The sequence below is a fragment of the Mycobacterium sp. URHD0025 genome (assembly GCF_000426065.1).
In the GTDB taxonomy this organism is placed as follows: domain Bacteria; phylum Actinomycetota; class Actinomycetes; order Mycobacteriales; family Mycobacteriaceae; genus Mycobacterium.
Genome location: NZ_AUEQ01000008.1, coordinates 369,925 through 395,521 on the forward strand (window position 1 = coordinate 369,925; position 25,597 = coordinate 395,521).

24 protein-coding genes are annotated in these 25,597 nt (G+C 66.8%); 10 read left to right on the forward strand and 14 right to left on the reverse strand.

Annotated elements, in window-relative coordinates; translation table 11 throughout:
* Nucleotides 1-26 precede the first annotated feature (26 nt).
* From H977_RS0112060 to H977_RS0112070, 3 genes are read left to right on the forward strand one after another with little or no spacing between them, the layout of a single operon-like run.
* Nucleotides 27-1,787 (forward strand): DEAD/DEAH box helicase, encoded by a 1,761-nt coding sequence (locus tag H977_RS0112060; RefSeq protein ID WP_029108102.1) that lies wholly within the window; start codon nucleotides 27-29, stop codon nucleotides 1,785-1,787.
* Nucleotides 1,784-2,944: an acyltransferase family protein gene (locus H977_RS0112065; protein WP_029108103.1), complete on the forward strand. Its 1,161-nt coding sequence runs from the start codon at nucleotides 1,784-1,786 to the stop codon at nucleotides 2,942-2,944. Before H977_RS0112060 ends, H977_RS0112065 begins: the two co-directional genes overlap by 4 nt.
* A gap of 52 nt (nucleotides 2,945-2,996) precedes the next feature.
* On the forward strand, nucleotides 2,997-3,707 hold the full coding sequence (locus H977_RS0112070; RefSeq protein WP_029108104.1) for a siderophore-interacting protein: 711 nt from the start codon (nucleotides 2,997-2,999) through the stop codon (nucleotides 3,705-3,707).
* A gap of 9 nt (nucleotides 3,708-3,716) precedes the next feature.
* Here H977_RS0112070 and H977_RS0112075 read toward each other — a convergent pair whose 3' ends face one another.
* The 3 genes from H977_RS0112075 to H977_RS0112085 are packed head-to-tail and all read right to left on the reverse strand — an operon-like array spanning nucleotide 3,717 to nucleotide 6,424.
* The gene (locus H977_RS0112075; protein WP_029108105.1) at nucleotides 3,717-4,553 is read right to left on the reverse strand and encodes a DUF5995 family protein; all 837 of its coding nucleotides are present in this window, start codon (nucleotides 4,551-4,553) and stop codon (nucleotides 3,717-3,719) included.
* Nucleotides 4,554-4,598: 45 nt separating this feature from the next.
* On the reverse strand, nucleotides 4,599-5,186 hold the full coding sequence (locus tag H977_RS0112080; protein WP_029108106.1) for a TetR/AcrR family transcriptional regulator: 588 nt from the start codon (nucleotides 5,184-5,186) through the stop codon (nucleotides 4,599-4,601).
* Nucleotides 5,186-6,424 (reverse strand): cytochrome P450, encoded by a 1,239-nt coding sequence (locus H977_RS0112085; RefSeq protein ID WP_029108107.1) that lies wholly within the window; start codon nucleotides 6,422-6,424, stop codon nucleotides 5,186-5,188. The genes H977_RS0112080 and H977_RS0112085 overlap by 1 nt, the downstream gene beginning before the upstream one ends.
* Before the next feature lie 66 nt (nucleotides 6,425-6,490).
* On the opposite strand from H977_RS0112085, the gene H977_RS0112090 reads away from it, so the two are divergent.
* Nucleotides 6,491-7,363, forward strand: a complete 873-nt coding sequence (locus tag H977_RS0112090) for a rhomboid family intramembrane serine protease (RefSeq protein WP_081681705.1) — start codon at nucleotides 6,491-6,493, stop codon at nucleotides 7,361-7,363.
* 4 nt (nucleotides 7,364-7,367) lie between these two features.
* Here H977_RS0112090 and H977_RS0112095 read toward each other — a convergent pair whose 3' ends face one another.
* The 3 genes from H977_RS0112095 to H977_RS0112105 are packed head-to-tail and all read right to left on the reverse strand — an operon-like array spanning nucleotide 7,368 to nucleotide 9,936.
* Nucleotides 7,368-8,723, reverse strand: a complete 1,356-nt coding sequence (locus H977_RS0112095) for an FAD-binding oxidoreductase (protein WP_029108109.1) — start codon at nucleotides 8,721-8,723, stop codon at nucleotides 7,368-7,370.
* 22 nt (nucleotides 8,724-8,745) lie between these two features.
* Complete coding sequence (locus H977_RS0112100) at nucleotides 8,746-9,234, reverse strand: DUF3237 domain-containing protein (protein WP_029108110.1); 489 nt, start codon at nucleotides 9,232-9,234, stop codon at nucleotides 8,746-8,748.
* A 12-nt stretch (nucleotides 9,235-9,246) separates the two neighbouring features.
* Nucleotides 9,247-9,936: a maleylpyruvate isomerase family mycothiol-dependent enzyme gene (locus H977_RS0112105; RefSeq protein WP_029108111.1), complete on the reverse strand. Its 690-nt coding sequence runs from the start codon at nucleotides 9,934-9,936 to the stop codon at nucleotides 9,247-9,249.
* A gap of 76 nt (nucleotides 9,937-10,012) precedes the next feature.
* Here H977_RS0112105 and H977_RS0112110 point away from each other — a divergent pair, with 76 nt between their 5' ends.
* On the forward strand, nucleotides 10,013-10,663 hold the full coding sequence (locus H977_RS0112110) for a winged helix-turn-helix transcriptional regulator (protein WP_029108112.1): 651 nt from the start codon (nucleotides 10,013-10,015) through the stop codon (nucleotides 10,661-10,663).
* On the opposite strand, the gene tap is transcribed toward H977_RS0112110, so the two are convergent.
* On the reverse strand, nucleotides 10,660-11,895 hold the full coding sequence (tap, locus tag H977_RS0112115) for a multidrug efflux MFS transporter Tap (protein ID WP_029108113.1): 1,236 nt from the start codon (nucleotides 11,893-11,895) through the stop codon (nucleotides 10,660-10,662). The two genes, H977_RS0112110 and tap, sit on opposite strands and share 4 nt — an antisense overlap.
* A gap of 70 nt (nucleotides 11,896-11,965) precedes the next feature.
* On the opposite strand from tap, the gene H977_RS0112120 reads away from it, so the two are divergent.
* Together H977_RS0112120 and H977_RS0112125 are read left to right on the forward strand one after the other, a co-directional pair.
* Nucleotides 11,966-12,823 carry a uracil-DNA glycosylase gene (locus H977_RS0112120; RefSeq protein WP_029108114.1) on the forward strand — a complete coding sequence of 286 codons (858 nt, stop codon included), beginning with the start codon at nucleotides 11,966-11,968 and terminating at the stop codon, nucleotides 12,821-12,823.
* A gap of 13 nt (nucleotides 12,824-12,836) precedes the next feature.
* Nucleotides 12,837-13,898, forward strand: a complete 1,062-nt coding sequence (locus tag H977_RS0112125) for an LLM class flavin-dependent oxidoreductase (protein ID WP_029108115.1) — start codon at nucleotides 12,837-12,839, stop codon at nucleotides 13,896-13,898.
* On the opposite strand, the gene H977_RS0112130 is transcribed toward H977_RS0112125, so the two are convergent.
* The 3 genes from H977_RS0112130 to H977_RS0112140 are packed head-to-tail and all read right to left on the reverse strand — an operon-like array spanning nucleotide 13,895 to nucleotide 15,266.
* Nucleotides 13,895-14,344, reverse strand: a complete 450-nt coding sequence (locus H977_RS0112130) for a nitroreductase family deazaflavin-dependent oxidoreductase (protein WP_029108116.1) — start codon at nucleotides 14,342-14,344, stop codon at nucleotides 13,895-13,897. The genes H977_RS0112125 and H977_RS0112130 overlap by 4 nt on opposite strands.
* A gap of 4 nt (nucleotides 14,345-14,348) precedes the next feature.
* Nucleotides 14,349-14,786, reverse strand: a complete 438-nt coding sequence (locus H977_RS0112135) for an HIT family protein (RefSeq protein WP_029108117.1) — start codon at nucleotides 14,784-14,786, stop codon at nucleotides 14,349-14,351.
* A gap of 9 nt (nucleotides 14,787-14,795) precedes the next feature.
* Entirely contained in the window at nucleotides 14,796-15,266 is a 471-nt protein-coding gene (locus H977_RS0112140) for a VOC family protein (RefSeq protein WP_029108118.1), read from the reverse strand.
* 27 nt (nucleotides 15,267-15,293) lie between these two features.
* Here H977_RS0112140 and H977_RS0112145 point away from each other — a divergent pair, with 27 nt between their 5' ends.
* Nucleotides 15,294-16,145, forward strand: coding sequence for an AraC family transcriptional regulator (locus H977_RS0112145; protein ID WP_029108119.1), 852 nt, complete (start codon nucleotides 15,294-15,296; stop codon nucleotides 16,143-16,145).
* On the opposite strand, the gene H977_RS35810 is transcribed toward H977_RS0112145, so the two are convergent.
* The 4 genes from H977_RS35810 to H977_RS0112165 all read right to left on the reverse strand — a co-directional run bounded on the left by H977_RS35810 (nucleotide 16,121) and on the right by H977_RS0112165 (nucleotide 23,620).
* Nucleotides 16,121-17,851 carry an HNH endonuclease gene (locus tag H977_RS35810; RefSeq protein ID WP_029108120.1) on the reverse strand — a complete coding sequence of 577 codons (1,731 nt, stop codon included), beginning with the start codon at nucleotides 17,849-17,851 and terminating at the stop codon, nucleotides 16,121-16,123. The two genes, H977_RS0112145 and H977_RS35810, sit on opposite strands and share 25 nt — an antisense overlap.
* Before the next feature lie 53 nt (nucleotides 17,852-17,904).
* A complete protein-coding gene (locus H977_RS0112155) occupies nucleotides 17,905-21,072 on the reverse strand; it encodes an ATP-binding protein (protein WP_029108121.1) in 3,168 nt (1,055 codons plus the stop codon).
* 138 nt (nucleotides 21,073-21,210) lie between these two features.
* The gene (locus H977_RS0112160) at nucleotides 21,211-21,708 is read right to left on the reverse strand and encodes a DNA-deoxyinosine glycosylase (RefSeq protein ID WP_029108122.1); all 498 of its coding nucleotides are present in this window, start codon (nucleotides 21,706-21,708) and stop codon (nucleotides 21,211-21,213) included.
* An 82-nt stretch (nucleotides 21,709-21,790) separates the two neighbouring features.
* Nucleotides 21,791-23,620, reverse strand: a complete 1,830-nt coding sequence (locus H977_RS0112165) for a flavin-containing monooxygenase (protein ID WP_029108123.1) — start codon at nucleotides 23,618-23,620, stop codon at nucleotides 21,791-21,793.
* Between the two features lie 128 nt (nucleotides 23,621-23,748).
* Here H977_RS0112165 and H977_RS0112170 point away from each other — a divergent pair, with 128 nt between their 5' ends.
* Together H977_RS0112170 and H977_RS0112175 are read left to right on the forward strand one after the other, a co-directional pair.
* Nucleotides 23,749-24,804, forward strand: coding sequence for a 2,3-butanediol dehydrogenase (locus H977_RS0112170; RefSeq protein WP_029108124.1), 1,056 nt, complete (start codon nucleotides 23,749-23,751; stop codon nucleotides 24,802-24,804).
* Nucleotides 24,801-25,580 (forward strand): acetoin reductase, encoded by a 780-nt coding sequence (locus H977_RS0112175; RefSeq protein WP_029108125.1) that lies wholly within the window; start codon nucleotides 24,801-24,803, stop codon nucleotides 25,578-25,580. The genes H977_RS0112170 and H977_RS0112175 overlap by 4 nt, the downstream gene beginning before the upstream one ends.
* The last annotated feature ends 17 nt before the right edge of the window (nucleotides 25,581-25,597 follow it).

A 25,597-nucleotide genomic window follows, 5' to 3' on the forward strand; every position in this document is an offset into this window, starting at 1 on the left:
TCGATTGGCACTAGACTTCTGAACCGATGAGCTCGCCAGAACCGGATTCGGGGGATACCGCCCCAACGTTTGCCGACCTGCAGATTGACCCTGCGGTGTTGAAGGCAGTCACTGATGTCGGCTACGAAACGCCTTCGGCGATCCAGGCCGCGACCATTCCGGCGATGCTGGCGGGCTCCGACGTGGTCGGCCTGGCTCAGACCGGTACCGGCAAGACCGCGGCTTTCGCCATCCCGATCCTGTCCAAGATCGACACGTCGAGCAAGGCCACCCAGGCGCTGGTGCTGGCCCCGACTCGTGAGTTGGCATTGCAGGTAGCGGAGGCATTCGGCCGGTACGGCGCGCATCTGCCCGCGGTCAACGTGCTGCCGATCTACGGCGGCGCGTCCTACACCGTGCAGCTGTCCGGGCTGAGGCGCGGTGCGCAGGTGGTGGTGGGCACCCCGGGGCGCGTGATCGATCACCTCGAGCGCGGCACGCTGGATCTGTCGAACCTGGACTACCTGGTGCTCGATGAGGCCGACGAGATGCTCACCATGGGGTTCGCCGAAGAGGTCGAGCGGATCCTCGCCGACACTCCGGAGTACAAGCAGGTGGCGCTGTTCTCGGCCACCATGCCGCCGGCGATCCGCAAGATCACCACCAAATACCTGCACAATCCGGTCGAGGTCACGGTCAAGGCCAAGACCGCCACCGCCGAGAACATCACGCAGCGGTTCATCCAGGTGGCCGGTGCGCGCAAGCTGGACGCGCTGACGCGGGTGCTCGAGGTCGAAGAGGGCGACGCGATGATCGTGTTCGTCCGCACCAAGCAGGCCACCGAGGAGGTCGCGGAGCGGCTCAAGGCACGCGGTTTCGCGGCCGCGGCCATCAACGGTGATATCAACCAGGCCCAGCGCGAGCGCACCATCGCCGCGCTCAAGGACGGCACCATCGACATCCTGGTCGCCACCGATGTCGCTGCCCGCGGCCTGGACGTCGAGCGGATCTCGCATGTCGTCAACTACGACATCCCGCACGACACCGAGTCCTATGTGCACCGCATCGGCCGCACCGGCCGGGCCGGCCGCTCCGGACATGCACTGCTTTTCGTCACACCGCGTGAGCGCCACCTGCTCAAGTCGATCGAGAAGCACACCCGGTCGAAGGTCATCGAGGCCGAGCTGCCCAGCGTCGACGATGTCAACGCGCAGCGCGTGGCCAAGTTCCGTGACTCGATCACCGACTCGCTCAACGCCGACGGGCTGGAGTTGTTCCGCCGGATCATCGAGGACTTCGAGCGCGAGAACGACGTGCCGATGGTCGATATCGCCGCGGCGCTTGCGTTGCAATCGCGCAACGGCGAACAGTTCCTGATGACCGAGCCGCCGCCGGAGAAGCGCAAAGAGCGGGATCGCGACCGAGATGATCGGCCCCCGCGCAAGGAGCGTCCGCGACCCGAAGGCCTGGCGACCTACCGGATCTCGGTGGGCAAGCGGCACAAGGTCGGGCCGGGCCACATCGTGGGCGCTATTGCCAACGAGGGCGGTCTGCACCGCAACGAGTTCGGTCACATCACCATCCGTGGGGACTACTCGTTGGTGGAGTTGCCCGAGAAGTTGCCCAGCAAGACGCTCAAAGCGCTGGAGAACACCCGCATCTCGGGCATGCTGATCAATCTGGAGCCCGAGCGTGGCGGTGAACGTGCCGACCGTGGGCCGCGTCGTGAATACCAGGGCCGCTCCGAGTACAAGGGCCGATCCGAGAACAAAGACCGCTCGGGGAAGCCGCACCGGAAGACCAAGTGACGGTTTCCCGCAGCGTGACGGATCCGTCGGATCAGGGTGGTCTCGAATCGGTCGACGCCCCGGCGTCGTCGTCCATCCGCGTCGCTTCGCTGACCGGGATCCGCGCGGTGGCCGCCATTCTGGTGGTGCTGACGCATGCGGCCTACACCACCGGGAAGTACCCGCAGGGATATGTGGGGCTGGTGTATTCGCGTGCCGAGATCGGGGTGCCGATCTTCTTCGTGCTCAGTGGGTTTCTGTTGTTCCGGCCGTGGGTGAAGGCTTCTGCGACCGGTGGTGCGCCACCGTCGGTGCGCCGCTATGCCTGGCACCGGGTACGACGGATCATGCCGGCCTACGTGGTGACGGTGCTCATCGCGTACCTGCTCTATCACTTTCGGACCGGGGGCCCGAATCCCGGGCACACCTGGATCGGGCTGTTCCGCAATCTGACGCTGACCCAGATCTACACCGACAACTACCTGTTCTCCTACCTGCACCAGGGGCTGACGCAGATGTGGAGCCTGGCGGTGGAGGCGGCGTTCTATGTGGTGCTGCCGCTGATCGCCTACCTGCTGATGGTGGTGTTGTGCCGGCGGCGTTGGCGGCCGGGCTTGTTGTTCTTCGGTCTGGCGCTGTTGGCCGCGGTGTCGCCGGTGTGGCTCACGATCGTGCACGATTCGACGAATCTGCCTGACGGCGCCCGGCTTTGGCTGCCCACCTACATGGCGTGGTTCGTGGCGGGGATGGCCCTGACGGTGCTGGGGCAGCTCAAGGTGCGCGGCTACGCCATGGTGTGTGTGCCGTTGGCGGTGGTGTGTTATTTCATCGCGTCGACGCCGATCGCGGGGGAACCGACCACGTCGCCGGCCAAGTTGAGTGAGGCGTTGTTCAAGACGTTCTTCTACGCGGTGATCGCGGCGTTGTTGGTGGCACCGCCGGCGCTGGGCGACCGCGGTTGGTACAACCGGTTTCTGGCTTCGCGGCCTATGGTCTTCCTCGGTGAGATCTCTTACGAGATCTTCCTGATCCACCTGATGATCATGGAATTGGTGATGGTCGAGGTGATGCGCGATCCGGTCTACACCGGGTCGATGTTCAGCCTGTTCGTGCTCACGATGGTGTTCACCATTCCGGCAGCGTGGTTGCTGCACCGGTTCACGCGCGTCCGCTCCTGATCTTGTAGTTAGGGTATGCTTACCTAACGAAAGAGTCTCTCGAGAGGTGTACATGGGCGAGCAGAAGGCGTCGCGCGGGTTGGAAGGAGCCCTGGTCAAGCTTTGGCGGGGCGGTGATTACGAGCTGACGGTGTCAGGCTGCACCGAACTCACGCCGAATTACCTGAGACTGCACTTCCGCGCCGAGCGGCTGCTCGCCGAACAGCGGGTGCATCCGACGATGTGGGTGCGGGGCTGGTTTCCCAATGGCGGCAAGGCGCACCAACGTGGCTACACGCTGGTCAATCCCGATGTGGAGGCCGGGACCGTCGACATCGATTTCGCCATGCACGACGGCATCGCGACCAGCTGGGCCCGTACCGCACGGCCCGGCGATGTTCTGGAGGTCACGGTCCTGGGCAGCGACTTCGCGTTGCCCGAACCGCCACCTGCCGGCTATGTGATCGTCGGCGACACCGCGTCGCTGCCCGCGATCAACTCGCTGCTGGATGCGATCGGGGACGCGCCGGCCCGAGTCTTCCTCGAGGCGGGCCACGACGACGATCGCGAACTGCCGGTCACCGGTGACGCCGAGATCACCTGGGTGGACCGCGCCGACGGGAATCTGATCGAGGCTGTGAGTGCATCGGCTTTCGACGCCTCCGACCACTTCGGCTGGGTTGCCTGCAACAACCGCACCACCCGGGCCGTGGCGCGGATCTTCCGCGAGGAGTACGGCATCCCCCGCAAATCCGTCAAGGCACGGGCCTATTGGGTGGCCTGAGCGTCTGACTCAGAGCGCAGTCTGGATCGGCGCGGGCGTCTCGGCGATCTCGTCGAGCACCCGGACGTTGTGGGCCACGTCGCGGCTCTCGCGGGCGGCGATCTCCTTGATCGCGAGGTCGAAGGCACCGATCAAGCTGGGCGGGTCGAACACTGCCTGCGCCTGCCGGCTGACCTGGAGGTCGCGCGCCCAGATCGTCGTCGGTCGCGCGAATCCGGGCTCGAGGGCCAGCACCGTGGCGAACCGCCAGGCGCTGTCGCGCAGCGAACGGATGGCCTCGTTGAGGACGAAGATCTGATGCTGCCGGAGCACGGCGTAGATGTCGGCCAGCGCCGGAGAGAGTTCGTTGATGTCGTTGACCACCCCGCCGATCTGGCTGGCCAGCACCGCGTTGATGGTGTCGAAATCCTTGTGGAGCGAGGGCAGTTTGTTGGCCCCGACCAGACCCTGCACCGCGATTCCGAGGTCCAGCACGATGTGAGCGGTGACCCCGGAAAGCATGTGCTGCACCAGGATCGGCGCGGGCTTCTGAGCCCACTCGAACGTCGCTCGCCACGACCGGGTGGGCTTCGGGTAGCGGTCGGGGTGGAAGTAGCCGTTGAGCGCGTCGAAGTACCGGGACGCGAATGCCGCGTCGAGGCGGTCCATGCCGGGACCGTCCTGGAACACCCCGTCGTCGACCGCGGTGCCGACCGCGATGGTGATCCGCTTGTACAGGGCTGCGAAATAGCCCAGTCGGCTTGAGGTTTCCGCGGCCCAGTCGGTGATCGTGTTGATGGTCGCGACCACCTCGGCGATGGTGGACGCCGTCGGCAAAGGCGGCAGCGGCGTCGAGCGGTTGGCCATATTCGAAAGTATGGGGCAGCTCAGCGCGTCGCGCCCGGCAATCGGCTACTCGACGGGCAATTGCCCCGGGATCACCAGCGGGGCGACGAACTCGGCGAGCATGGTGCGCTCGTCGGCCTCGTCGACGCCGGGAAACAGCAGCATCGACACCATGACGCGCACCAGCCACCGGGCTCGCCGTCCCACCTCGCCGTCGCCGCCGGCCCCACCGGCGAGCGAACGCACGAAACCTTCCACCAGGGCTCGGATCACCTCGGAGTGCTCGGCCATCTCGCCGCCGATCGGCCGCTCTGCGGTGGCGAACCAGGAGGCCAGTGCCGGACTGTCGCGTACCGCGTTCAGTGCGGTGATCACGCCTTCGATCAGCCGTTGCGCCGGATCGGTGACAGTGGCCACCTGCTCGCTGACCTCTTCGTAGAGGCGGCGCGCCTCGCGGTGTACGTAGGCGGTGTAGAGCGCATCGCGATTTTCGAAGTACCGGTATAGCGTGGCGCGGGAACATCCTGCAGCCGAGGCGATCTCGTGCATCCCGACGGTCGCCGCGTCCTGGCGGGTGAACAGGGCGTCAGCTGCGTCGAGGATGTGGTCGGCGGCCACTTCGGACCGCCGGGCCGACAACCAGTCGCGCGACATCAGGTTCCGGCCTGGAACTGCACTGACAGCGGCCGCCGCACGTAGCTGCCTCCGGCCCATACCACCGACTCCAGGTCGACCTCGAAATCGGGGTAGCGCGAGAGTAATTCGGTCAGAGCCACGCGGGATTGCATCCGTGCGGCCGCTGCGCCGAGGCAGAAGTGGGCGCCGTGGCTGAAGGTCAGGATGTTGCGTGGAGCTCGTCGCACATCGAGTTCGGCTGCGTTGCTCCCGAATTCGCGTTCGTCACGGTTGCCTGAGCCGTAGAGCAGCAGGGCCTTGCGTCCGGCCGGGATGGTGGTGTCGGCGATGGTGACGTCGCGGGTGGCGGTGCGGGCCAGGCCCTGCACGGGGGAGGTCAACCGCAGGAATTCGTCGATCGCAACCGGGATCAGCTCTGGATCGTCGATCAGGAGCCGGCGTTGATCCGGTCGCTGCTGCAGGAGTTGCACTGCGCCGCCGAGCATTCCGGTGGTGGTGTCGTTGCCGCCGGTGACCATGGTGAAGGTGAAGGCCAGGATCGACAGCACGCCCGCGATGTCGCCGTCTGCTCCGACACCGGCCGCGACCAGGTGCGAGATCGTGTCATCACCAGGTTCGCGACGGCGCCGTTCGATGAGCTCGGAGAAGTAGCCCATCATCGAGGCCACGGCGGCACCCGCGGTTCCCATCGCCTCGGCGATGCCGCCGGCCGAGCTGTTGGCGGCGACGATGGCGTCGGTCCAGCCGTCGAACTGGTCGCGGTCGGTCTCGGGTACCCCGAGGTAGTGCGCGACGACCATCGAGGGCAGCGGCTTGAACAGCTCGGTGACGATGTCCCCGCCGCCGTTCGAGCGCAACCCCTCGAGGCGCTCGACGACGAACTCCCGGACCTTCGGCTCGACGGCTTCGACCTGCCGCGGGGTGAACCCGCGGGAGACGAGCTTGCGGAACTCGGTGTGCACCGGCGGGTCCTGCATGACGAACGGCGGGTTGTCGGCCAGTCCGATCATGTCCAGCTCGCCGTAGGTGACTGTCAGGCCCTGCGCGGAGGAGAAGGTCCCGTGATCGCGCGCCGCGGCCCAGATGTCGGCGTGCCGGGACAGCACGTAGTAGTCCTGTTCAGGATGCTCGTCGGGCACCACGTGGTGTACCGGGTCGTGGTCGCGCAGCGCGGCGTACATCGGCCATGGGTTGGGCCAGCTGTCGGCGTCGGCGGGGACGAACCGGGCGGGGCTGTGAGACAAAGTCGCTGCCATGTCTTATTGGTACGACATCCGCCGCATCGGTGTCAATAGCGGGGTTGCCGGATAGGCTCGGACGTGATGAGCACCCCTGGCACGCCGCAGCTACCTGCCCAGACGCCGACGTGTTACCGGCATCCGGACCGTCCGACGTATGTGCGCTGCACACGGTGCCAGCGTCCCGTCTGCCCGGAGTGCATGCGATCGGCGGCCGTCGGCCATCAATGCGTGGAATGCGTGAACGAGGGTGCGAAGGCGGTGCGGGCACCGCGCACCCAGTTCGGCGGAAAGGCCCGCACGGGAGCTCCAATCTTGACCTATGCGCTCATCGCCGTGAACGTGCTGATGTTCGTGCTGCAGATGACCTCCAAGAGCCTGGAGCAGGAATTCACGCTGTGGCCGCCCGGTGTCGCCGCGCATGACCAGTACTACCGCCTGGTGACGTCGATGTTCCTGCACTACGGCGCGATGCACCTGCTGTTCAACATGTGGGCGCTGTATGTGGTGGGGCCGCCGCTGGAGCAGTGGCTGGGGCGGCTGCGGTTCGGGGCGCTGTACGCGCTGAGCGGGCTCGGCGGCTCGGTCCTCGTCTATCTGCTGTCCCCGCTGAACTCCGCGACCGCCGGCGCTTCCGGCGCGATCTTCGGCCTGTTCGGCGCGATCTTCGTGGTGGCCCGCAAGCTCAACCTCGACGTTCGCTCGATCGCAGCCGTCGTCGTCATCAACCTGGTGTTCACCTTCGCCGGGCCCGCGCTGGGGACCGGAGCCATCAGCTGGCAGGGCCACATCGGCGGCCTGGTGACCGGTGCGGGGATCGCCGCGGCCTTCGTGTATGCCCCCCGCGCGCGCCGCGACGCGATTCAGACGGCGGTTTCGGTGGGCGTGCTGGTGGTCTTCGCGGCGTTGATCGCATGGCGGACAAGCAGTCTGCTCAGCAGTTTCGGCATGGCCTGAGCGGCTAGATCGCCGCGCCGGGATTGAGGATGTTCTGCGGGTCCAGTGCCCGCTTGATCCGGTGATTGAGTTCCACTGCGTCCGGGCCGATCTGGCCGGCCAGCCACGGTTGCTTGAGCCGTCCCACGCCGTGCTCCCCGGTGATGGTGCCACCCAGCCCCACAGCAAGATCCATGATCTCGCCGAACGCCGTCTGAGCCCGCGCGGCCATGTCGGCATCGGCCGGGTCGAACACGATCAGCGGGTGGGTGTTGCCGTCACCGGCATGGGCGATCACCGAGATCAGCAGATCCCGACGGGCCGCGATCGCTGCCACCCCGCTGACCAGTTCGGCCAGTGCGGGCAGCGGCACCCCGACGTCCTCCAGGAGTAGTGACCCCTTGGCCTCCACGGCCGGGATGGCGAACCGGCGGGCCGCCACGAAGGCCTCGCCCTCGTCGGGGTCGGAGGTGGAAAACACCTCGGTGGCACCGCATTCGGTGAACACCTGAGCCATGAACTCGGCGTCGTCGGCGCCGGCGGCACCGCGATCATCGGAAGCTGCCACCATCATGGCCGCGGCATTGCGGTCCAGCCCCATCTTGAGCTTGTCCTCGACGGCGTTGATCGCGACGGCGTCCATGAACTCCAGCATCGACGGCCGGATCTTGCCGGTGATCTTCACGACGGCGCCGGCGGCGGCCTCGACAGAATCGAACGTGGCCACCACGGTGCACGGCGCGTGCTGTGGAGGCAGCAGCCGCAGCGTCGCCTCGGTGACAACGCCGAGGGTGCCCTCGCTTCCGACGAACAGCTTGGTCAGGCTCAGGCCCGCAACGTCTTTCAAGCGTGGGCCGCCCAGGCGCACCGCGGTGCCGTCGGCCAGCACCACCTGCAGGCCCAGCACGTAGTCGGTGGTCACTCCGTACTTGACGCAACACAGCCCGCCCGCGTTGGTGGCGACATTGCCGCCGATGCTGCAGATCTCGTATGACGATGGGTCTGGTGGGTACCACAGTCCCTGTGCGGCAACAGCTTTCTTCACTTCGGCGTTGAGCAGACCGGGCTGCACCACGGCGGTGCGGGTGACCTGGTCGACGGTGATGTCCCGCATCTTCTCGGTGGACAAGACGATGCCGCCGTCGAGCGCTGTCGCGCCGCCGGACAATCCCGTGCCCGCGCCGCGCGGCACCACCGCAACCCGGTGGGTGCTGGCCCAGCGCAGCACGGCCTGCACCTCCTCGGTGCGGGTGGGCCGGACCACGGCCAGCGGGGTGCCCGCCGACGGATCGGCGGCCCGGTCCTGGCGGTAGGAGGCCAGGATGTCGGGGTCGGTGACGACGACACCTTCGGGAAGTTCGGCGATCAGCTCTGACAGCACACCGCGATCCTACGAGCGGGCGTCAGCCGACGGCGAATACCCGGTAGTGCACTTCGCTGAGCGATACCTGGTTGATGGCAACGGTGTGGATCGCGTTGAGCCACCGGTAGCGCTCGTCGTCGGTCTCGAAGAGGGGACTGGACCGCGCCGTCATCTCGTCGTGACGGATGAGTTCTCCGGCGGTGAACCGGTTGGCCGTCTTCTGGTCCATCCGGACCCGGCCGGTGTTGGTCAGGTGGATGAAGGCGCCGTCATCGGTGCGCAGCGTCGCGCGCACGTCCAGCCGCGCCACCCCGTCGCTGCCGAGAAGCAGCCAGTCGCCCCCGCCGGGCAGGACGTCGGCAGCGATGCGCGGACCGAGGCAACGGCCGTGCTTGACGACAAATGTCATGCGGGTGCCCACGGGGGTGGAGAAGGCATGCACCGATTCGAACTCGATGCGCATGTCGAGCAGGTGATCGCAGACCGGGAGGGCGTCGATATCGACGAGAGGTGTTGGTAGTGTCGTCATTTCGTCTCTCTCCTAGAGTGGGCGGATCGCCGCGGCAACCAGGTCGTCGGCTTCGGCTCGGCGCAGCATGAGCCGCGCAATCGCGTCGTCAGAGCCGTTGACGCGGTGCTCGTCGGCGCCGGCCCCCGGGGCCCAGTCCTTCCCGGTCCAGGTGATCGCCATGGACTTCGACGGCGCGTTCAGGCGCAGGGTGACAGGGCCGCTCTCCAGCGGCTGGGCCTGGCGCAACAGGAACAACTCGCCGAACCCGAGGATCGCCTCGATGGTGGCGGGGGAGAACGTCGAGTGCCGTTCGCCGATGGCCACTCGCAGGTCGTCGAGGTGTACCCCGAATTCCAGGATCAGCGAGCGCAGCGCGGCCGCCACAGGCAAGTCGCCGAACGGGGCCGGTATCACCGGCCACTGGCTGGGTGCCTGGTCGAACGCTGCTTGCAGGTGTCCGACCGCCAGCCGGATCGAGCCAGGCAGATCGGGGCTGGCAAGCGTGAGTTGCCCTGGCGGCGTGGTGATTTGGGCCCGCGCCCGGTGGTAGGACTCGGCGTCGCGAAAGCAGACGACGGCCACGTGGTCGGCCAGGTCGTCGATGGTCCAGCCGGCGCACGGTGTGGCGGAACGGCGCTGGGCCGGGTCGAGGCTTTCAAGCAGGTCGGCGAAGGCGAGGGCTTCGCCCGTGGCGGCGGTGAGCAGATGGTCGAGGGTCATGGCGTCACGGTAAGCCGACGAACTTGGAAAAAACAAGTACCAACTTGGAAATTCCAATTCGAGTTATCCTGGGCATATGGCGTCACGGTCGTACGGACAGCACTGCGCATTGGCGAAGAGCCTGGATCTGGTCGGGGATCGATGGACCTTGCTGGTGGTCCGGGATCTACTCGAGGGCCCCAAGCGCTACGGCGACCTGTTGAGCTCATTGGCTCCGATCGCCACCGACATGCTGGCCGGGCGGCTGCGTGATCTGGAGGCGCACGGCCTGGTCCAGAAGCGCACGTTGCCGCAACCCGCCTCCACGACGGTGTACGAGCTCACCGATGACGGCCGGGCCCTGGAGGACGTCATCAACGCTTACATCCGTTGGGGCCGGCACCTGATCGAGACCCGCGTGCCCGGCGACGCCGTGCGTCCCGAATGGCTGATCCGCGCGGTGCGCGCCTACGTCCGAGCGGACCGTGACGAGTCGCCCGTCACCGTCCGCCTGGTGACCCCCGACGGGCAGGCCGCGGTGGTCATCGGCCCGGACAGCGTGGACACGTGCGACGACGGGACGGCGGTCGACGTGACGCTCACCGGCGAGGCTGAGGTGCTGGCCGCGGCGATGGACCCAGCTCGGGTACCCGACCTGGTGTCCGACGGCCGGCTGGTCATCGACGGTGATCCCGCGGCGGTCGAGCGGTTGGCGAAAGCCTTTGCGCCACTGCGGGTCAGGGCTTAGTTGAGCTCAGCTCGTGGCCTGTCCAGCTCGCGCAGCGCGGTCAGGGACAGTGCGACGAGCCCCAGCAGCAGCATCGGCAGAGACAGGGCCAGGAACGTCGCGTGCAGCCCAGCGGCGTCGGCCAGCGGCCCCGCCAGGATCAGCCCGAGCGGGCCCGCGGCGTACGCCAGTGAACCCATCACCCCGACCACCCGACCGCGCAGGTGCTGGGGTGCGGTGGTCTGCATGACGTAGTTGTAGATGGGTGCGATCGGTCCGTAGACGAAGCCGACGATCGCGCACAGCACCAGAATCAGGGGAAGCGGTGGCAGGAAGGCGATCACCGTCATCGCCACGCCGAGCGTGATCACCGCGGTCAGCATGGTGGCCCGTCGGCTCATGTATTTCGACAGCACCGCATAGCCGAGCGCACCCAAGAGCCCGCCGATGCTCAGCGCCATCAACACCCAGCCCAGTTGGGCCGGCTCGTCACGGTCGGTGAAGTATTTGGGAAACAGAACCGACTCCATCGGCATGTAGAGCCCGGTGGCCACCAGATCGACGATCGCCAGTGTGCGCAATACCGGTGTGTGCCAGACGAATCGCAACCCCTCGACGATTCCCGCCCACGCGCCCTCGGGCAATGCCGTGCGGTCCGGGGTTCCCGCACCTTCCAGGCGTAGCACCGAGATGGCCAGGATCGAGCAGCAGAATGCCCCGGCAGTCACCCACATGGTGTTGATCCCGCCGAGGGTGGCGATCAACAGGCCGCCGATACCCGGGCCGACGATGTAGGCCAGGTTGAACACCGCCTCGTACACGCTGTTGGCGTGGTCCAGCGTCCAGCCCGCCCGCCCGGCGGCCTCGGGCAGCATGGTCTCACGCGCGGTCATCCCGGCCGGATCGAAAAAGGCACCCAACCCGGCGAGTAGTGCGAGCGCAACGACATTCACCGCGTCGACGCCGAAGGTCAGGGCCAGCATCGGGACTGCGGCGACCGACAGGGCGGACAGCAGATCGGAGATCATCGAGACCCGCCGGCGGCCCAGATAGTCGACTGCCGCCCCGGCGATCAGCGTGGCGACGAGCAGCGGGAGTGTCCCGGCCATCGCGACAATGGAGGCCTCGAGTGCGGATCCGTTGCGCTGCAACACCAGCCATGGGAACGCGACAATCGTGATTCCGTTTCCTGCGCCGGCCATCAATGCGGCGAACAGGATCAGCAGCAGTGGGCCGCGCCTGGTGTTCGTCATGGGGTATCGCGGCCGAATGTAACAGCGCACCGGCACCCGCCGCGACGGAATTTCCGGCACAGTGGACGAGGTGTCGACGTCTCATCTCCCACATCCGCGGACAGGGGTTCTGTTCGCCTCGCCCGTGCCGCCCGGTTCGGGGTGGCCCGGTGATCCTGCTGATGCGTCGACGCCGGTGGCCAAGACGGCAGCGCAGGCCCGGCGGTTGGCGGCCCGGGTCGCCACGGTGGACGAGCTCGACGCGCAGATCTCGGTGTGCCGGGCTTGTCCCCGGCTGGTCACCTGGCGTGAAGAGGTGGCCGTGGCGAAGCGGAAATCCTTTGCCGATCAACCATATTGGGGGAGGCCCGCTCCCGGGTTCGGCGCCGAGCAACCCGGCATCTTCATCGTCGGGCTGGCCCCGGCCGCCAACGGTGCCAACCGCACCGGGCGGGTGTTCACCGGCGACCGGTCCGGGGATTTCCTGTTCGCGGCGTTGCACCGGGCCGGCCTGGCCAATCAGGCTGTGTGCGTCGACGCGGCCGACGGCATGCAGCTGATCGACACCCGCATGGCCGCCGCGGTGCGCTGCGCGCCGCCGGCCAATGCGCCGACCCCGGACGAGCGGGCAACCTGTGCGGCCTGGATACAGGCCGAATGGCGACTCGTCGGGCCGTCGGTGCGGGTGGTCATCGCGTTGGGCGGTTTTGCGTGGCGAGCCGCCCTGGAGCTGATCGGCTCGAACATCAAACCCGCGCCCAAGTTCGGCCATGGCGCGACCACGTCTCTGACCTCGGTCTTCGGCCCCGTCACGCTGCTCGGCTGCTTTCACCCGAGCCAGCAGAACACGTTCACCGGCCGGCTCACCGAGGCCATGCTCGACGACATCTTCGTCACCGCCAAACGTCTTTCGGCTGAGGTGGCCGGGAACGAACGGGACGGCTCGTGACGTTGACGCTGTCATGCGGCTTTCTGTCCTTGATCTCGTCCCGGTACGTACCGACCAGACATCTGCCGATGCCCTGACGGCAACGACTCATCTGGCGCAGACGGCTGACCGGCTGGGCTACACCCGCTACTGGCTCGCCGAGCACCACAACATGCCTGCGGTGGCCGCCACCAGTCCGCCGGTGCTGATCGCGCACCTGGCCGCGCACACTTCGCAGCTGCGGCTCGGTTCGGGCGGGGTGATGCTGCCCAACCATGCGCCGCTCGCCGTGGCCGAGCAGTTCGCGCTGCTGGAGGGCATGCACCCCGGCCGTATCGACCTCGGTATCGGCCGGGCCCCGGGATCTGACCCCGTCACCTCGCTGGCGCTGCGTGGCGCCGCCGGCCGGGATGATCGCGACATCGAGGCGTTTCCCCAGTACCTCGACGACGTGGTCGCCCTGATGGGCGCCCGCGGGGTGCGGGTGCCGTTGCCGCGCGACCTGATGCGGGAGAACTACGTGCTGAAGGCGACGCCGGCCGCGGTCACCGAACCGCGGATGTGGCTGCTCGGCTCGTCGATGTACTCGGCGCACCTGGCTGCGGCCAAGGGGTTGCCGTACGTGTTCGCCCACCATTTCTCAGGGCAGGGCACCGCGGAGGCGCTGGCGGTCTACCGCGACGAATTCCAGCCCAGCGAGTTGGCGTCCGAGCCGGTGACCTTCCTGACCGTCAACGCCTCGGTGGCTGACACCAGGGAAGAAGCGGAGGCACTTATCCTGCCGCAGTTGCAGATGATGGGCCGGCTCCGCACCGGCCAGCCCCTCGGCCCGCTCGACCTGGTCGAGGATGCCGAGGCGGTGGCAGAGTCGGGCACCCTGACCCCGCAGGCCCGGGCCGTCGTGGCCTCCGGCCTCAAGCGTGCCGTGGTGGGCTCACCGGCCGAGGCGGCCGACCAGGTTCGTGCCCTGGCCGATGAATTCGGCGTCGACGAGGTCATGGTCAACCCGGTGGGTTCGGCCCGCCGCGGCGCGGACCCGGCCACCGCGACGGCACGCGACACCACCTTGGAACTGCTGGCGAAGGAACTGTTCTAGCTCGTAGGCGTCAGCACCACGATCGGAATCGGTCGGCTGGTCTTCTTCTGGTACGCCTCGTAGCGATGAGAGTTGTTGTCGTTGACGATCTTCCACAACCGCTGATAGTCGGGATCGTCGGGCAGCACCGGTTTGGCCGTGACGCTGAGCCGTCGCGGGCCCACGTTGATCTCGATGCGGGGCTGGGCTTTCAGGTTGTGATACCAACCCGGTGAACGCGGGGCGCCACCCATCGAGGCGACCACCAGGTAATCCTCGCCGTCGCGGGCATAGCTCAGCGTATTGATCCGGGCCTGGCCGGTCTTGGCGCCCGTGGTGCGCAACAGCAGGCTGGGCGGAACACCGGGTAGGCGGTGCCCGACCATCCCGTTCGACTTTTGGTAGATCAGGTCATGGACATGCAGTAGCCGGAGGCCGATCTTCTCCACGGGGGACAGATCACTCATGGAGTCAATCGTGCTCGGCCGCGTCGAGTTCCGCCAATGCCGCACGTAGCAGCCGCCCGGACTCCTCGCGGTCGGGGTCCCGGCGCACCACCATGCCCTTGACGAAGGACAGTTTGTCGCCGGTCTGGCGCGGCACCACGTGAAGGTGGATGTGGAACACGCTCTGGAACGCCGCCTTGCCGTCGTTGATCACGATGTTGTTGCCGTCGGCGTGCAGCCCGGATCGCCGGGCGGCCCGGGCGATGCGCTGACCGATGCCCGCCATCGCGGCCACCGCCTCCGGCGGGGTATCGGTCAGGTCGACGGTGTGCCGCTTGGGGATCACCAAGGTATGTCCCCGAGTGAAGGGCCTGATGTCGAGGATGCCCAGGTAGTCGTCGTCCTCGTAGATGCGGACGGCGGGCGCCCGCCCGGCGACGATGGCGCAGAACACGCAAGACATCCCGCCACGTTAGCCTCCGGCGGTCGCCGCCCATTCGGCGACGCGGTGTTCGCGTTCGGCCGGCGTGAGGTCCTCGACGCGGGTCATCACGGTCCAGCGTTGGCCGAACGGGTCGAGGATGGAGGCAAACCGATCGCCCGTGACGAAAGTCTGCGCGGGTTCACGGATCGTCGCTCCGGCCTCCTCGGCCCGGGCCACCACCTCATCGACGTCTGGGCAATACAGCCCGATCGAATGGGTCGCGGCGGCCCCCGGTGCCGGGGCTGCGATCTGATAGGCCTCCTGCGGGTCTCCGAGTTGCAGCCGGCCGGTGCCGAAGTCCAGTTCGGCATGTGCGACGGTGCCGTCGGGTCCGTCCATTCGCTCGACGACTTCGGCGCCGAACACCTTCTGGTAGAACGTGATCGCCTTGGCCGCGCCGTCGACGCAGATGAACGGGGTCAGGCTGGTGTAGCCCTCCGGAATCGGTGTGACACTCATATCGACCAGTTTCGTAGGCTGTGGTCCATGGCCGCTTGGAAAAACGCGCCAGAGCAAAATGCGCCAGAGCGGGGCGTGGTCGGCCGCGCCGGCAATGCCTCGGCTTTCGACCTGCGCAGGTGGCCGCCGACAGCGGAGGCCGCGAGGTTTGTCGAGCATTTCTGGTCGGTGACCTGGGACCGGCGTGAGGCGGGTCCGTTCGAGAGCACGGTCATCACCTTTCCTGCCATGCATCTGACCCGTGAGTGGGGGGATGATGTTGTGCGCCACGGCCATCGCCTTCCCAGCACGTTGCTGCACGGGGTGGTGCCGAAGGTTTTCCGCATCACGATCAGCGGTCGGGGCGGTGTGGTGGGGGCACGATTCCGGCCCGGCGGCTTCACCGCGCGGTTCGGCGGCGACGCTGCCGCGATGACCGGGCGGGTAGCTTCGGTCGATGACGAATTATTGGGTGGCCCAGTGATACTGGGGGAGGACGTCGACATCGCCGGCGCCCGCCTGGATGCCACGATCGCGGCGTCCAAAGCGCCGTTGGACGAAACGTACCGGGCGTTGGTGCCGTTGATTGACCGGATGCGTGACGACGCGTCATTGCATCGGGTAGAGCAGGTCATGGCGCTCGCGCCGTGGAGCACGCGGAGCACGCAGCGGGTGTTCCGCCGCTACGTCGGTGTGACGGTCAAGTGGGTGCTGTGCCGGTACCGCCTGCAGCAGGCGGCGCTGGAGATCGAGAGTTCACCCGGCGTGGATTTCGCCGACCTCGCAGTGCGACTCGGCTGGTATGACCAGGCCCATTTCATCAACGACTTCCGGTCCATGCTGGGCAGCACACCGGGTGAGTACGCGATCAGCACTCAGAATGGTGGGGGTGGTTCGTAGTGTTCGGCGATCCAGGCTTGGAATTGGCGTTCGTGTTCGAGGTTGTTGTTGAGTTCGGCGCGTAGGCAGCGTTCTTCGGTGATGCGGTGTTGGCGGTCTTGTTCGCGGGTGTGTCGGCGGGTCGGCATTTTCGCGCCGCGGTTGGGGTGGGGTGTTTCGGGTTCGGGCTGGTGCAGGTTGCCGGTGGGTTGGGCCAGGGTGGGGAACAGGGCGGCGCCGTGGGGTTCGGTGATGTAGGTGTGGCCGGTGGGTGCGGTGAATTCGATGGTGCCGTCGGGTAGTTGGCGATCCGACCAGCCGGCGCTGAAGGTTTTCAGTAGGTGATGGGCCCGGCAGTAGAGCTTGTTGTTGGACGGGTGGGTCGGTCCCAGCGGGTAGGGCACCGTGTGGTCGATGTCGCAGCGTTGGGCGGGGGCGTCGCAGCCGGGGAATCGGCAGGTCAGATCGCGCCACTGGATGAATTCGGAGAGCCCCGCCGACGGGCGGTACCCGGGCTCGCCCGCATCGTCCGGTGCGCTGGTTTCTGTCGGCCTGCCGGGCTCGCTCGACATGCCCGCATCGGACGGCTCAGGCATCTCAGCCGGTTCAGTGTGTGCGGGCGGTTCGGTGGGCTCGACCAGCTTGCTCGGTTCGGATACCTCAGGCGGGTCAGGCGTTTCGATGGGCGCAGGAGGATCAGCCGGTCCGGTGGATTTGGCCGGGTCGGCAGACTCACGGGATTTCACCGTCTCGGCTGACGCGGCGGGTGCGGCGGGTGCGGCGGGTGCGGCGGGGGTGCTGGGTTTGGTGGGCGCGGCCGTCTCGGCGGGTATGCGCACCGGCTTGAGTTTGGCCGAGCCCACCAGATCGCGCACCGATTGGGCGGGCAGGATGCCATGCCCGGGCAGATAGCCGGGATTATTGGAGGTGCCATCCACAGTGGCCTGCTCAGCCAGCACATGAATGACCGCGGCATTGGCGGCGGCCCGCTTCTGGGTGGCCGGGCATTCGGGTAACCCGCACAGGCACCGCAGTTGGGCTTGCATGCGGGCCACCGGCCCGATCGCGGCAGCACGTCGCTGCGCATGAGTGCGCGGGTCGTTGTCGCAGACCGTGTTGGCCACCGCGTCCAGGCGTTGATCCAGTGCCGCCGCGTCGGTGGCATCGACGTTGGCCCATAGTGTGGCCCGTCCGGGGCTGCCGGGGTCGATCTGAACGAACGCGTCTTCGGTCAGATCCGGTGGCACCCGCACCCCGTTGGGGTCGAGTTTGGCGACCTGCTGATCAACGCGTTCACGCAACTGCCGTTCCGACAAACGCATCCAGGTGCGTGCCCGCGAGGCCAGTGCCTCATCGAGCTGTGCCCACACCGAGGAATGGGCGGTTTCGGTGCGGGCGATGATGATGCACACCACCCGGTAGTCGATGTCGCCGGCGGCGAAGCGGGCTGCCACCAGGGGCAGTTTGTCGCGCAAGACTCGGGCCCGCCGGATCTGGGTACCTGCCCGGTTGCGGCTGATCCGCAGGGCGGCTGAGATTTCGGCGGCCACCTCCTCGAACGGATCGGTGGTCCAAAAAACGGTCTCGGCCAGTTCCTGTTCGCGGCGGGTATCCAGTTCCCCGATCGCGGCCAACCGCGCGGCGATCGCTGCCGATTCCGCGCGCGCCCCGGCGGTGATCGCGTCGATCAGCGCTGCACCGCCATCATCGGAATCCCCGTCGAACATGTGTTCGATTATGCCACCACGCACCGACACGCAAACGCAGATTTCCTGATCGCTCAGGGCAACGCCGCAGCCAGAGCCATGTGCCCCTCGAAGCCGAGCCTGCTCGCTATGTCTCGGTATCCGTCCCGGAATTCGCGGTAGCCGGCGTCGTCGCCTTTCGCGCGGGCGATGAGGGCCCGGCTCCTCAGCAGCATGATGTCGCGAAGGATGAGGCGATCTTCGACAGGGATCGCGGCCAGTCTGTTGATGGCGGCCTCAGCCTCGGCCAGGTCCCCCTTGGCGCCCCTGTCCACGAGGGTCTCGGCGAGAATGCCCGTCGCCAGGATGTTGTACGAAAGCTGCCCGCTGTGAAATAGGTCGTCGATTGCCTGGCGCAGTATCCGGATCGTGCCTGCGCGGTCACCGCGTTTGGCGCGCTCGCGTGCGGTGTACACGTCGATACCCACAAGTTCGGACAGGTAGAACCGTCCGCTCAGACACATCTGCCGGACTTCGCCGAGGATCGTCAATCCCCGCTCGCGGTCGGCCGGAGACTCTCGATTCAGCAAGGCATATCCCATGGTCACCCGGGCGAGGCCGAGCGCGATATCGTCGCCGGCTCCTTCGGTGATCTGCAGGGCGTCGTCGATGTCACGCATCGCCTCGTCGCTGGCGAGCAGAACCCCGCAGGACAACGTGGTGAAGTACGTCCAGGTGATGACTAGGGCATGCGAGAACTTGTCCGTGGTGCGTGCCATGGCGAGCGCGTGTTCCAGATCCGCACGCCAACCATCAAGCCCGAGAGCCCATTTCGCGATGCTGCGGGCAGCGAACGCGGCTGCCAGCGGTGACCCCATGATGAAGTTGCCCTTGGTGGGATCGCCGTCGGCCAGATCGATTGCCGTCTGCGACCAGCGCAGCACTTCACCCATTTCGCCGCTCTCGATCTTGAGGGCGATCGGTGTGGGGGACAGTCCGACGGTGAGTGTCGGATCGCCGATGGACTCGATCAGCGTCATGTGCTCGGAAACTTGCCGCGCCGCGTCGCGGACCCGGCCTTGCAGCATCAGTTCACCGGTCAGCCCGGCCATGCCGATCGCCAATGATGCCTTGTCTCCGGCGGCCTCGCACAGCTCACGAAGTTCCTCGAATCGGGCACCGGAGACAGTTACCTTGCTTCGGAAGCCGTTGCCGCACACCAGTGTGCGTGGTGCTATCCGCATCGCCGCCCGGTCCGGATCGTCGGCGGGCAACAAGTCCGCGATCTGGCGGGCGCGCTCCCAGCACACTTGCGCCGCAGCGGTATCGCGGCTGTTGGCCCACGCTCCGGCGCGCATGTGCCAGGCGTAAGCCGCCCGTAGGTCACCGGCGGCTTCCAGGTGTTCGGCGATCAATGCCGCGTTCTCGTCGGCTTGTCCGGGTTCGCGATCGGCGATGGTGTCGGCCAGACGCCTGTGGAGTTCTGAGCGATCGGCCTTGAGCTGTGATTCGTATGCGACGGTCCGCACCATCGGGTGATGGAACGCGAACTCCGCATGAGGCGTGTACTGCACCTGATCGATGAGTTCGGCTTCGATCAGCTCCTCGAACACCGGATCGGTGTTGAGGCAGGTCAACAAACCTGCGCTGAACCGTGACCCGATGACGGACGCGGCGCACAGGGTTCGCTTGGCCGCCGGATCGAGCCTGTCGATACGCGCGGCGATGGTCGCCTGCAGGGTGGCGGGGACGCTCACGCGGCCGTGCCCGTCGCACAGCACGTAGGCGCCTCGCTCGCCACGGAGCAGACCGCGTTCGGTCAGATCGCGCACGATCTCCAGCGCGAAGAACGGGTTGCCGGCAGCGCGCGCGGCGATGGTATCGGTCAGGCCTGCCACCCCGTCGCCGCTTCCCAGCAGCTCGGTGATCAGCGTCGAGGTCTCCGAATCATCCAGTGGGGCAAGCACAATCGTCTGCGCACCATGGACATGACTCAGTGCGCCGTGGTATTCGGGACGGTAGGTGATCACGACGAGGGAGGGGGTTTGCGGTGTCACCGACAGGAAATCCGACAACATCGATTCGCTGACGCCGTCGATCCAGTGCGCGTCCTCGACGACATAGACCGCCGGTGTCGTTCGCGCCAGCGATGCCGCATTGACCAGGGTGGTGAGCCGGCGCCGCCGAGCGTCTGGGTCTATCGCCGGTGGGACGACGTCGGGGTCGGCGATGCCGAGCAGGTCGTCGAGCAGCTGCAGGCTGGCCGGGGCGTCGTCGGGAATCTGGGTGCGGACCTTCGTACGCGCCGCCGCGCGGTCGAGTTCGGCCACGCCGAATGCTGCCTTCAGAAGTCCCGTGATGGCGTGGAACGGGATTTCGGTGGTGTGCGACTCGCAGAATGTCGAGTGCACCGGCACCCCGCGCGCAGTGGCCTTGGCCGCGAGTTCGCTGACCAGCCGGCTCTTGCCGATCCCGGGCCCGCCGACCAGCAGGACGATGCTGCCGTGCCCCTGGACCGAGCGCTCGAGAATGCCTTCTACGGCGGACAACTCCCAGCCCCGGCCGACGAGGTTCGACTCGCCGACAGCGAGTAGGTCGTGTGCGGAATTGACCTCGAGGAGCCTGCGGGCCCGAGTCCTCTGGCTGGCGCCCTTGACCTGGACCATCTCTGGGTCGGCAAGCTTCATGGTGTCTTTGACCAGGTTTGCGGTCGATTCGGTCAGCATCACTCCGCCCGGTGGGGCGACCGATTCCATGCGTTGCGCCATGCCCACGTGCTCGCCGATCGCGGTGTAGCTCATCGTGTCGGTGCCCACCTCGCCGGTGATGACCTGACCCGAACTCAACCCGATTCGCAACTGCAGGTCGAGGCCATCGCGGGCCTTCACCTGCACTGCCAGGAGTGCGGTCTGCTGATGGATCTCCAATGCCGCCAGGCAGGACCGAAAAGCGTGGTCCTCCAGCGCCACGGGTGCACCGAATATGGCCATGATGCCGTCGCCGGTGAATTTGTCCACGGTGCCGCCGTAGCGGCGGACTACCGCGGCGGAGCGGTTGAACAGCTCGCTCATGATCTCGCGGAGCCGTTCGGCGCCCAGCGTCGTTGCGATGTCCATGGAGCGCACCACATCGGCGAACAAGACGGTGACCTGCTTGTATTCGGCGTTAGGTGCCACCTTGACCGGTGCGCCGCAGACGTCGCAGAACCGGGCACCTGCCCGCGGCTCGGTGCCACACGCACGGCATGTCGTAGTTTCCGTCATTCGAAGCCCCCGGCCGTCGGAGAACCCGCTGCATCGAGGATAGAACGCAGCAACAGCAGAGGGGCCGGGTTGCCGCACAGGCACGATGGGACTTTTCCCATGGGTAGCGAATCGAGCAACGGGCACGACGACGCGGGCCTAGCCGCCCATGACTCCCAGCGCGGCCTGCCAGGCCTTCAGTTTGTCCTCATAGCGCATCGTCTGTGCGGGGCTGGTCGACGGTGCCCGGACGCATGGAACCGGAGGAGTGCCCACCAGACGCCGGTAGTTCGATTCGGCCGCAGCACCGTTGAACACCACCTGCCGCAGCGTGGGGTGTGCTGCGAAGAACCCGGCAAAGTCGTTGGGTACCATGCTGTCTCGTTCCACGGCCGAGTCCAGGCTGCCCACCCTTCGGCAGGACCGCAGCACGTCCCACACCGCAATGCGGTGTGTGTGGAGGATCGCCACCCGATCCTGATACGGCGCATCGGCACTGAACCCGAATAGGGACCCGGTGATGCGCCAGAATGCGTTTCGCGGATTGCCGTAGTACTGACCGGAGGCCAGCGACATCACGCTCGGCATGTTTCCCAGGATCAGTACGCGGGGCTCCCGACCGGCGATGGGTGCCAGCCCGTGCAGCAGCTCGGTCACCCTCGCATGTATACGCCGCGCACGCGGGCGCCCCGAACGGCGTGGGGGTTATGTCACGTTCGGGGCGCCATGTCGTAGGTCGTCAGCTCAGGTGATGGACCTCCTGCAGTCCGTACACCGGCGTTGCCAGGCCCTCATAGCGGGCCTTGAGCTGCAACGCCAGATACAGCGAATAATGCCGGGATTGGTGCAGATTGCCGCCGTGCAGCCACAGGTTGGGCTGTTGGGTGGGCTTCCACATGTTGCGTTGTTCGCCTTCCCACGGCCCGGGATCCTTGGTGGTGCCCGAGCCCAGGCCCCAGACCTTGCCGATCCGATCGGCGACTTCCTGGCTGATCAGATCGGCCGCCCAGCCGTTCATCGAACCGAACCCGGTGGCGTACACCACCACGTCGGCGGGCAGTTCGGTGCCGTCGGCCAGGATCACCGAGTCCTCGGTCAGCCGGTCCACCTCGCCGTGCGCGAGTTTGATGCTGCCGTCGGCGATCAGCTCGCAGGCGCCGACGTCGATGTAGTAGCCCGAGCCTCGGCGAAGGTACTTCATGAAAAGGCCTGAATCGTCGTCGCCGAAGTCGAGCTCGAATCCGGCGGCTTCCAATCGGGCGTAGAAGTCCTTGTCGCGCTGGCGGATTGCATCGTAGATGGGCCGCTGGAAGTCGGCCATGATGGCATAAGGCAGGGACGCGAAAGTCAGGTCGGCTTTCTCTGTGGTCATTCCCGCCGCGACGGCCCGCTCCGAGTACAGGTCGCCGAGGCCGAGCTCCATCAGTGATTCCGAGCGCACGATGTGGGTCGAGGAGCGCTGCACCATCGTGACGTCGACGTAGTTCTCGTACAACGCTTTACAGATGTCGTGCGCGGAGTTGTTGGATCCGATCACCACGACTCGCTTGCCCGTGTACTGGTCTGGGCCCGGGTGGTGGCTGGAGTGGTGCTGCTCGCCGCGGAAGACATCCTGGCCCGGGATCGTCGGGATGCTGGGCTTGCCCGACATCCCGGTCGCCAGTACCAACTGCGTCGGCCGCAGCGTCACCGGCTCGCCGTTGCGGTTCACCTCGACGGTCCACCGCTGTTCGTCCTCGTCGTAGGACGCCGACAAGCAGGTCGTCGAGCTCCAGTACGGCACCTCCATGACCCGGGTGTAGAACTCCAGCCAGTCGCCGATCTTGTCCTTGGGCGCGAACACCGGCCAGTTGGGCGGGAACGGCAGATAGGGCAGGTGGTCGTACCAGACCGGGTCGTGCAGGCACAGCGACTTGTAGCGCTTGCGCCACTGGTCGCCGGGCCGCTCGTGTTGGTCGACGACGATGGCCGGCACGCCGAGCTGGCGCAGCCGGGCACCCAGTGCGATACCGCCCTGGCCACCGCCGATCACCACGGTGTAGGGCTGCTCGCTGTAGCCCAGGGTCAGATCCTCGTCGAGGCGCTTCTCGGCCCATGACCGCCGGTCCGGATCCGAGCCGTGCACGGCGCCCAGCGGACGGTTGGCGCCTTTACGCTCCTCGTGGCCCTTGAGCTCCTGCAATGTGGTCAGCAGGGTCCAGCCCAGCTCGTCGCGCAGTCGCAGATGGCCCTTGCCCCGGCCCGCCGCGGTTTCGAACTCGATGAACGCCGAGGTGACGACGTGTTCTCCGTCGAATTCCTCGGTCGGAGTTTCTGCCGTCCGGAAACCGGAAGGATCGGTGTCGTCCAAGCGTGCCGTCAGCATGTCGGCCATGCCGTCCCGGCCCTCGAGGGTCTTGAGGTTCCAGGTGAACGCAACCAGGTCACGCCAGAAGCTGTCGGTCGCGAACTTCCCGACGACGCGTTGGATGTCCCGATCGGCCAGTGCGGATTCGAAATCGGCCAGCCAGGCGTCAACCCGTTCCTGTGGTGACAGCGTGGCCAGCGGTGCGGCGGTGGTCTGTGTCATGTGGCCCAGCCCACACCGTGTGGGCAACCGCAACAAGGGTTGCACGGGGTTGCAAACCCCCGACGTTTGACGGCGCAACGTCTTGCAACCCTTACGCTGCGCCCGGCAATGCGCCTAGACAGTCCACTATGAGAGCAGCTGTGTACTACGGACCGAACAAGGTCGAAGTCGCCGACGTTCCGGAGCCTGATCCGACACCCGGCACCGTCAAGATCAAGGTGGGCTTCAACGGGATCTGTGGTACTGACCTGCATGAATACTATGCCGGTCCGATCTTCGTGCCGACCGAGCCGCATCCGCTGACCGGACGGCAGCTTCCGCTGACCATGGGGCACGAATTCTCGGGAACCATCACCGAGGTCGGCGCCGGCGTCACGGACTACGCCCCGGGTGACCGGGTCGCCGTCGAGCCGATCTACCGTTGCGGGCACTGCGCACCGTGCCGGGCCGGGACCTACAACGTCTGTCAGCAGATCGGCTTCCACGGCCTGATGTCCGACGGCGGCATGGCTGAATACACCGTGGTGCCAACGGAAATGCTGCACCGGCTCCCTGACAATGTCTCCCTCGAACTCGGCGCGCTGGTCGAGCCGATGTCGGTGGCCTACCACGCCGCCACCCTCGGCGAGGTCGGCCCGCTGCACACCGCGGTGATCTTCGGTGCCGGCCCGATCGGCATCGGTCTGTGGTTCGCGCTGCGGGGCAAGGGGCTCGACGACGTGTACGTCTGCGAACCGTCGCCCACCCGCAGGACTGCCATCGAGGCGCTCGGCGCCAAGACCCTTGACCCGACAACCACGGACGTTCCGGCTTTCATCGCCGATCACACCGAGGGACGCGGGGCCGACGCCGCATTCGACGCTGCCGGCGTGGCACCGGCCATCGCGGCCGCCACGGCGTGCGTCGGAGCCCGCAAACCGACGGTCAGCGTCGCGATCTACGAGAAGCCGCTGCCGACACCGTTGCTCAACCTGGTGATGAACGAATCCCGCATCCAAGGTTCGCTGTGCTACACCTCGGCGGATTTCGAGGCGGTCATCGATCTCATGGCACAGGGGGTCTATGACACGAGGGGATGGGTCACGCCCATTGCGATCGACGACGTGATCGACGAGGGGTTCGAGGCTCTGCACGCAGGGCAGAAGATGAAGGTTCTGGTCGATCCGAGCGGGGGCGCATCGTGACGCTGCAGAGCAAGGTGGCGCTGGTGACAGGCGCGGGCCGCGGGATCGGACGGGGGATCGCGCTGCGACTGGCGCGGGAAGGTGCCGCCGTCGCCCTGGTCGACGTGGTAGCGGACGGAATCGACGGCGTCGCCGCGGAGATCGCCGAAATCGGCTCGAAAACGACGACTTTCGTCACCGACGTGAGTGATCGGGACTCGGTGTACGCGGCGGTCGAGCACGCCGCGGCCGCCCTCGGTGGGCTCGACATCATGATCAACAACGCCGGGGTCGCGCTGGTCGGACCGATTGCCGAGGTCACGCCCGCCGACGTCGCCCGAGTGTGGTCGATCAACGTCGACGGAGTGCTGTGGGGAATCCAGGCTGCCGCAGCCAAGTTCATCGAGCTGGGCCGTCCGGGCAAGATCATCAACGCCTCGTCCATCGCCGGTCATGACGGCTTCGCGATGTTGGGCGTGTACAGCGCAACCAAATTCGCGGTGCGTGGCCTGACGCAGGCCGCGGCCAAGGAGTACGCGTCGGCGGGCATCACGGTCAACGCATACTGTCCCGGGATCGTCGGCACCGACATGTGGGTCGAGATCGACAAGCGGTTCGCCGAGCTGACCGGTGCCGCCGAGGGGGAGACGTTCCAGAAGTACGCGGGCGGCATCGCGTTGGGGCGGCCGGAAACACCCGAGGACGTGGCCGGATTCGTCGCTTATCTGGCCGGCCCGGATGCCGATTACATGACCGGTCAGGCGGGTCTGATCGACGGGGGGTTGGTGTATCGGTAACCGGAGATTGGCGCCTT

Excerpts from the sequence above, each read along its gene's own strand:
- H977_RS0112140 (WP_029108118.1), bottom strand. The coding sequence starts at position 15,266 with ATGAGTGTCACACCGATTCCGGAGGGCTACACCAGCCTGACCCCGTTC.
- H977_RS0112145 (WP_029108119.1), top strand. The coding sequence starts at position 15,294 with ATGGCCGCTTGGAAAAACGCGCCAGAGCAAAATGCGCCAGAGCGGGGC.
- H977_RS0112105 (WP_029108111.1), bottom strand. The coding sequence starts at position 9,936 with ATGACCCTCGACCATCTGCTCACCGCCGCCACGGGCGAAGCCCTCGCC.
- H977_RS0112135 (WP_029108117.1), bottom strand. The coding sequence starts at position 14,786 with ATGTCTTGCGTGTTCTGCGCCATCGTCGCCGGGCGGGCGCCCGCCGTC.
- H977_RS0112085 (WP_029108107.1), bottom strand. The coding sequence starts at position 6,424 with ATGGCAGCGACTTTGTCTCACAGCCCCGCCCGGTTCGTCCCCGCCGAC.
- H977_RS0112075 (WP_029108105.1), bottom strand. The coding sequence starts at position 4,553 with ATGGCCAACCGCTCGACGCCGCTGCCGCCTTTGCCGACGGCGTCCACC.
- H977_RS0112090 (WP_081681705.1), top strand. The coding sequence starts at position 6,491 with ATGAGCACCCCTGGCACGCCGCAGCTACCTGCCCAGACGCCGACGTGT.
- H977_RS35810 (WP_029108120.1), bottom strand. The coding sequence starts at position 17,851 with ATGTTCGACGGGGATTCCGATGATGGCGGTGCAGCGCTGATCGACGCG.
- H977_RS0112070 (WP_029108104.1), top strand. The coding sequence starts at position 2,997 with ATGGGCGAGCAGAAGGCGTCGCGCGGGTTGGAAGGAGCCCTGGTCAAG.
- H977_RS0112080 (WP_029108106.1), bottom strand. The coding sequence starts at position 5,186 with ATGTCGCGCGACTGGTTGTCGGCCCGGCGGTCCGAAGTGGCCGCCGAC.
- tap (WP_029108113.1), bottom strand. The coding sequence starts at position 11,895 with ATGACGAACACCAGGCGCGGCCCACTGCTGCTGATCCTGTTCGCCGCA.
- H977_RS0112125 (WP_029108115.1), top strand. The coding sequence starts at position 12,837 with ATGCGGCTTTCTGTCCTTGATCTCGTCCCGGTACGTACCGACCAGACA.
- H977_RS0112155 (WP_029108121.1), bottom strand. The coding sequence starts at position 21,072 with ATGACGGAAACTACGACATGCCGTGCGTGTGGCACCGAGCCGCGGGCA.
- H977_RS0112170 (WP_029108124.1), top strand. The coding sequence starts at position 23,749 with ATGAGAGCAGCTGTGTACTACGGACCGAACAAGGTCGAAGTCGCCGAC.
- H977_RS0112130 (WP_029108116.1), bottom strand. The coding sequence starts at position 14,344 with ATGAGTGATCTGTCCCCCGTGGAGAAGATCGGCCTCCGGCTACTGCAT.
- H977_RS0112100 (WP_029108110.1), bottom strand. The coding sequence starts at position 9,234 with ATGACGACACTACCAACACCTCTCGTCGATATCGACGCCCTCCCGGTC.
- H977_RS0112110 (WP_029108112.1), top strand. The coding sequence starts at position 10,013 with ATGGCGTCACGGTCGTACGGACAGCACTGCGCATTGGCGAAGAGCCTG.
- H977_RS0112060 (WP_029108102.1), top strand. The coding sequence starts at position 27 with ATGAGCTCGCCAGAACCGGATTCGGGGGATACCGCCCCAACGTTTGCC.
- H977_RS0112165 (WP_029108123.1), bottom strand. The coding sequence starts at position 23,620 with ATGACACAGACCACCGCCGCACCGCTGGCCACGCTGTCACCACAGGAA.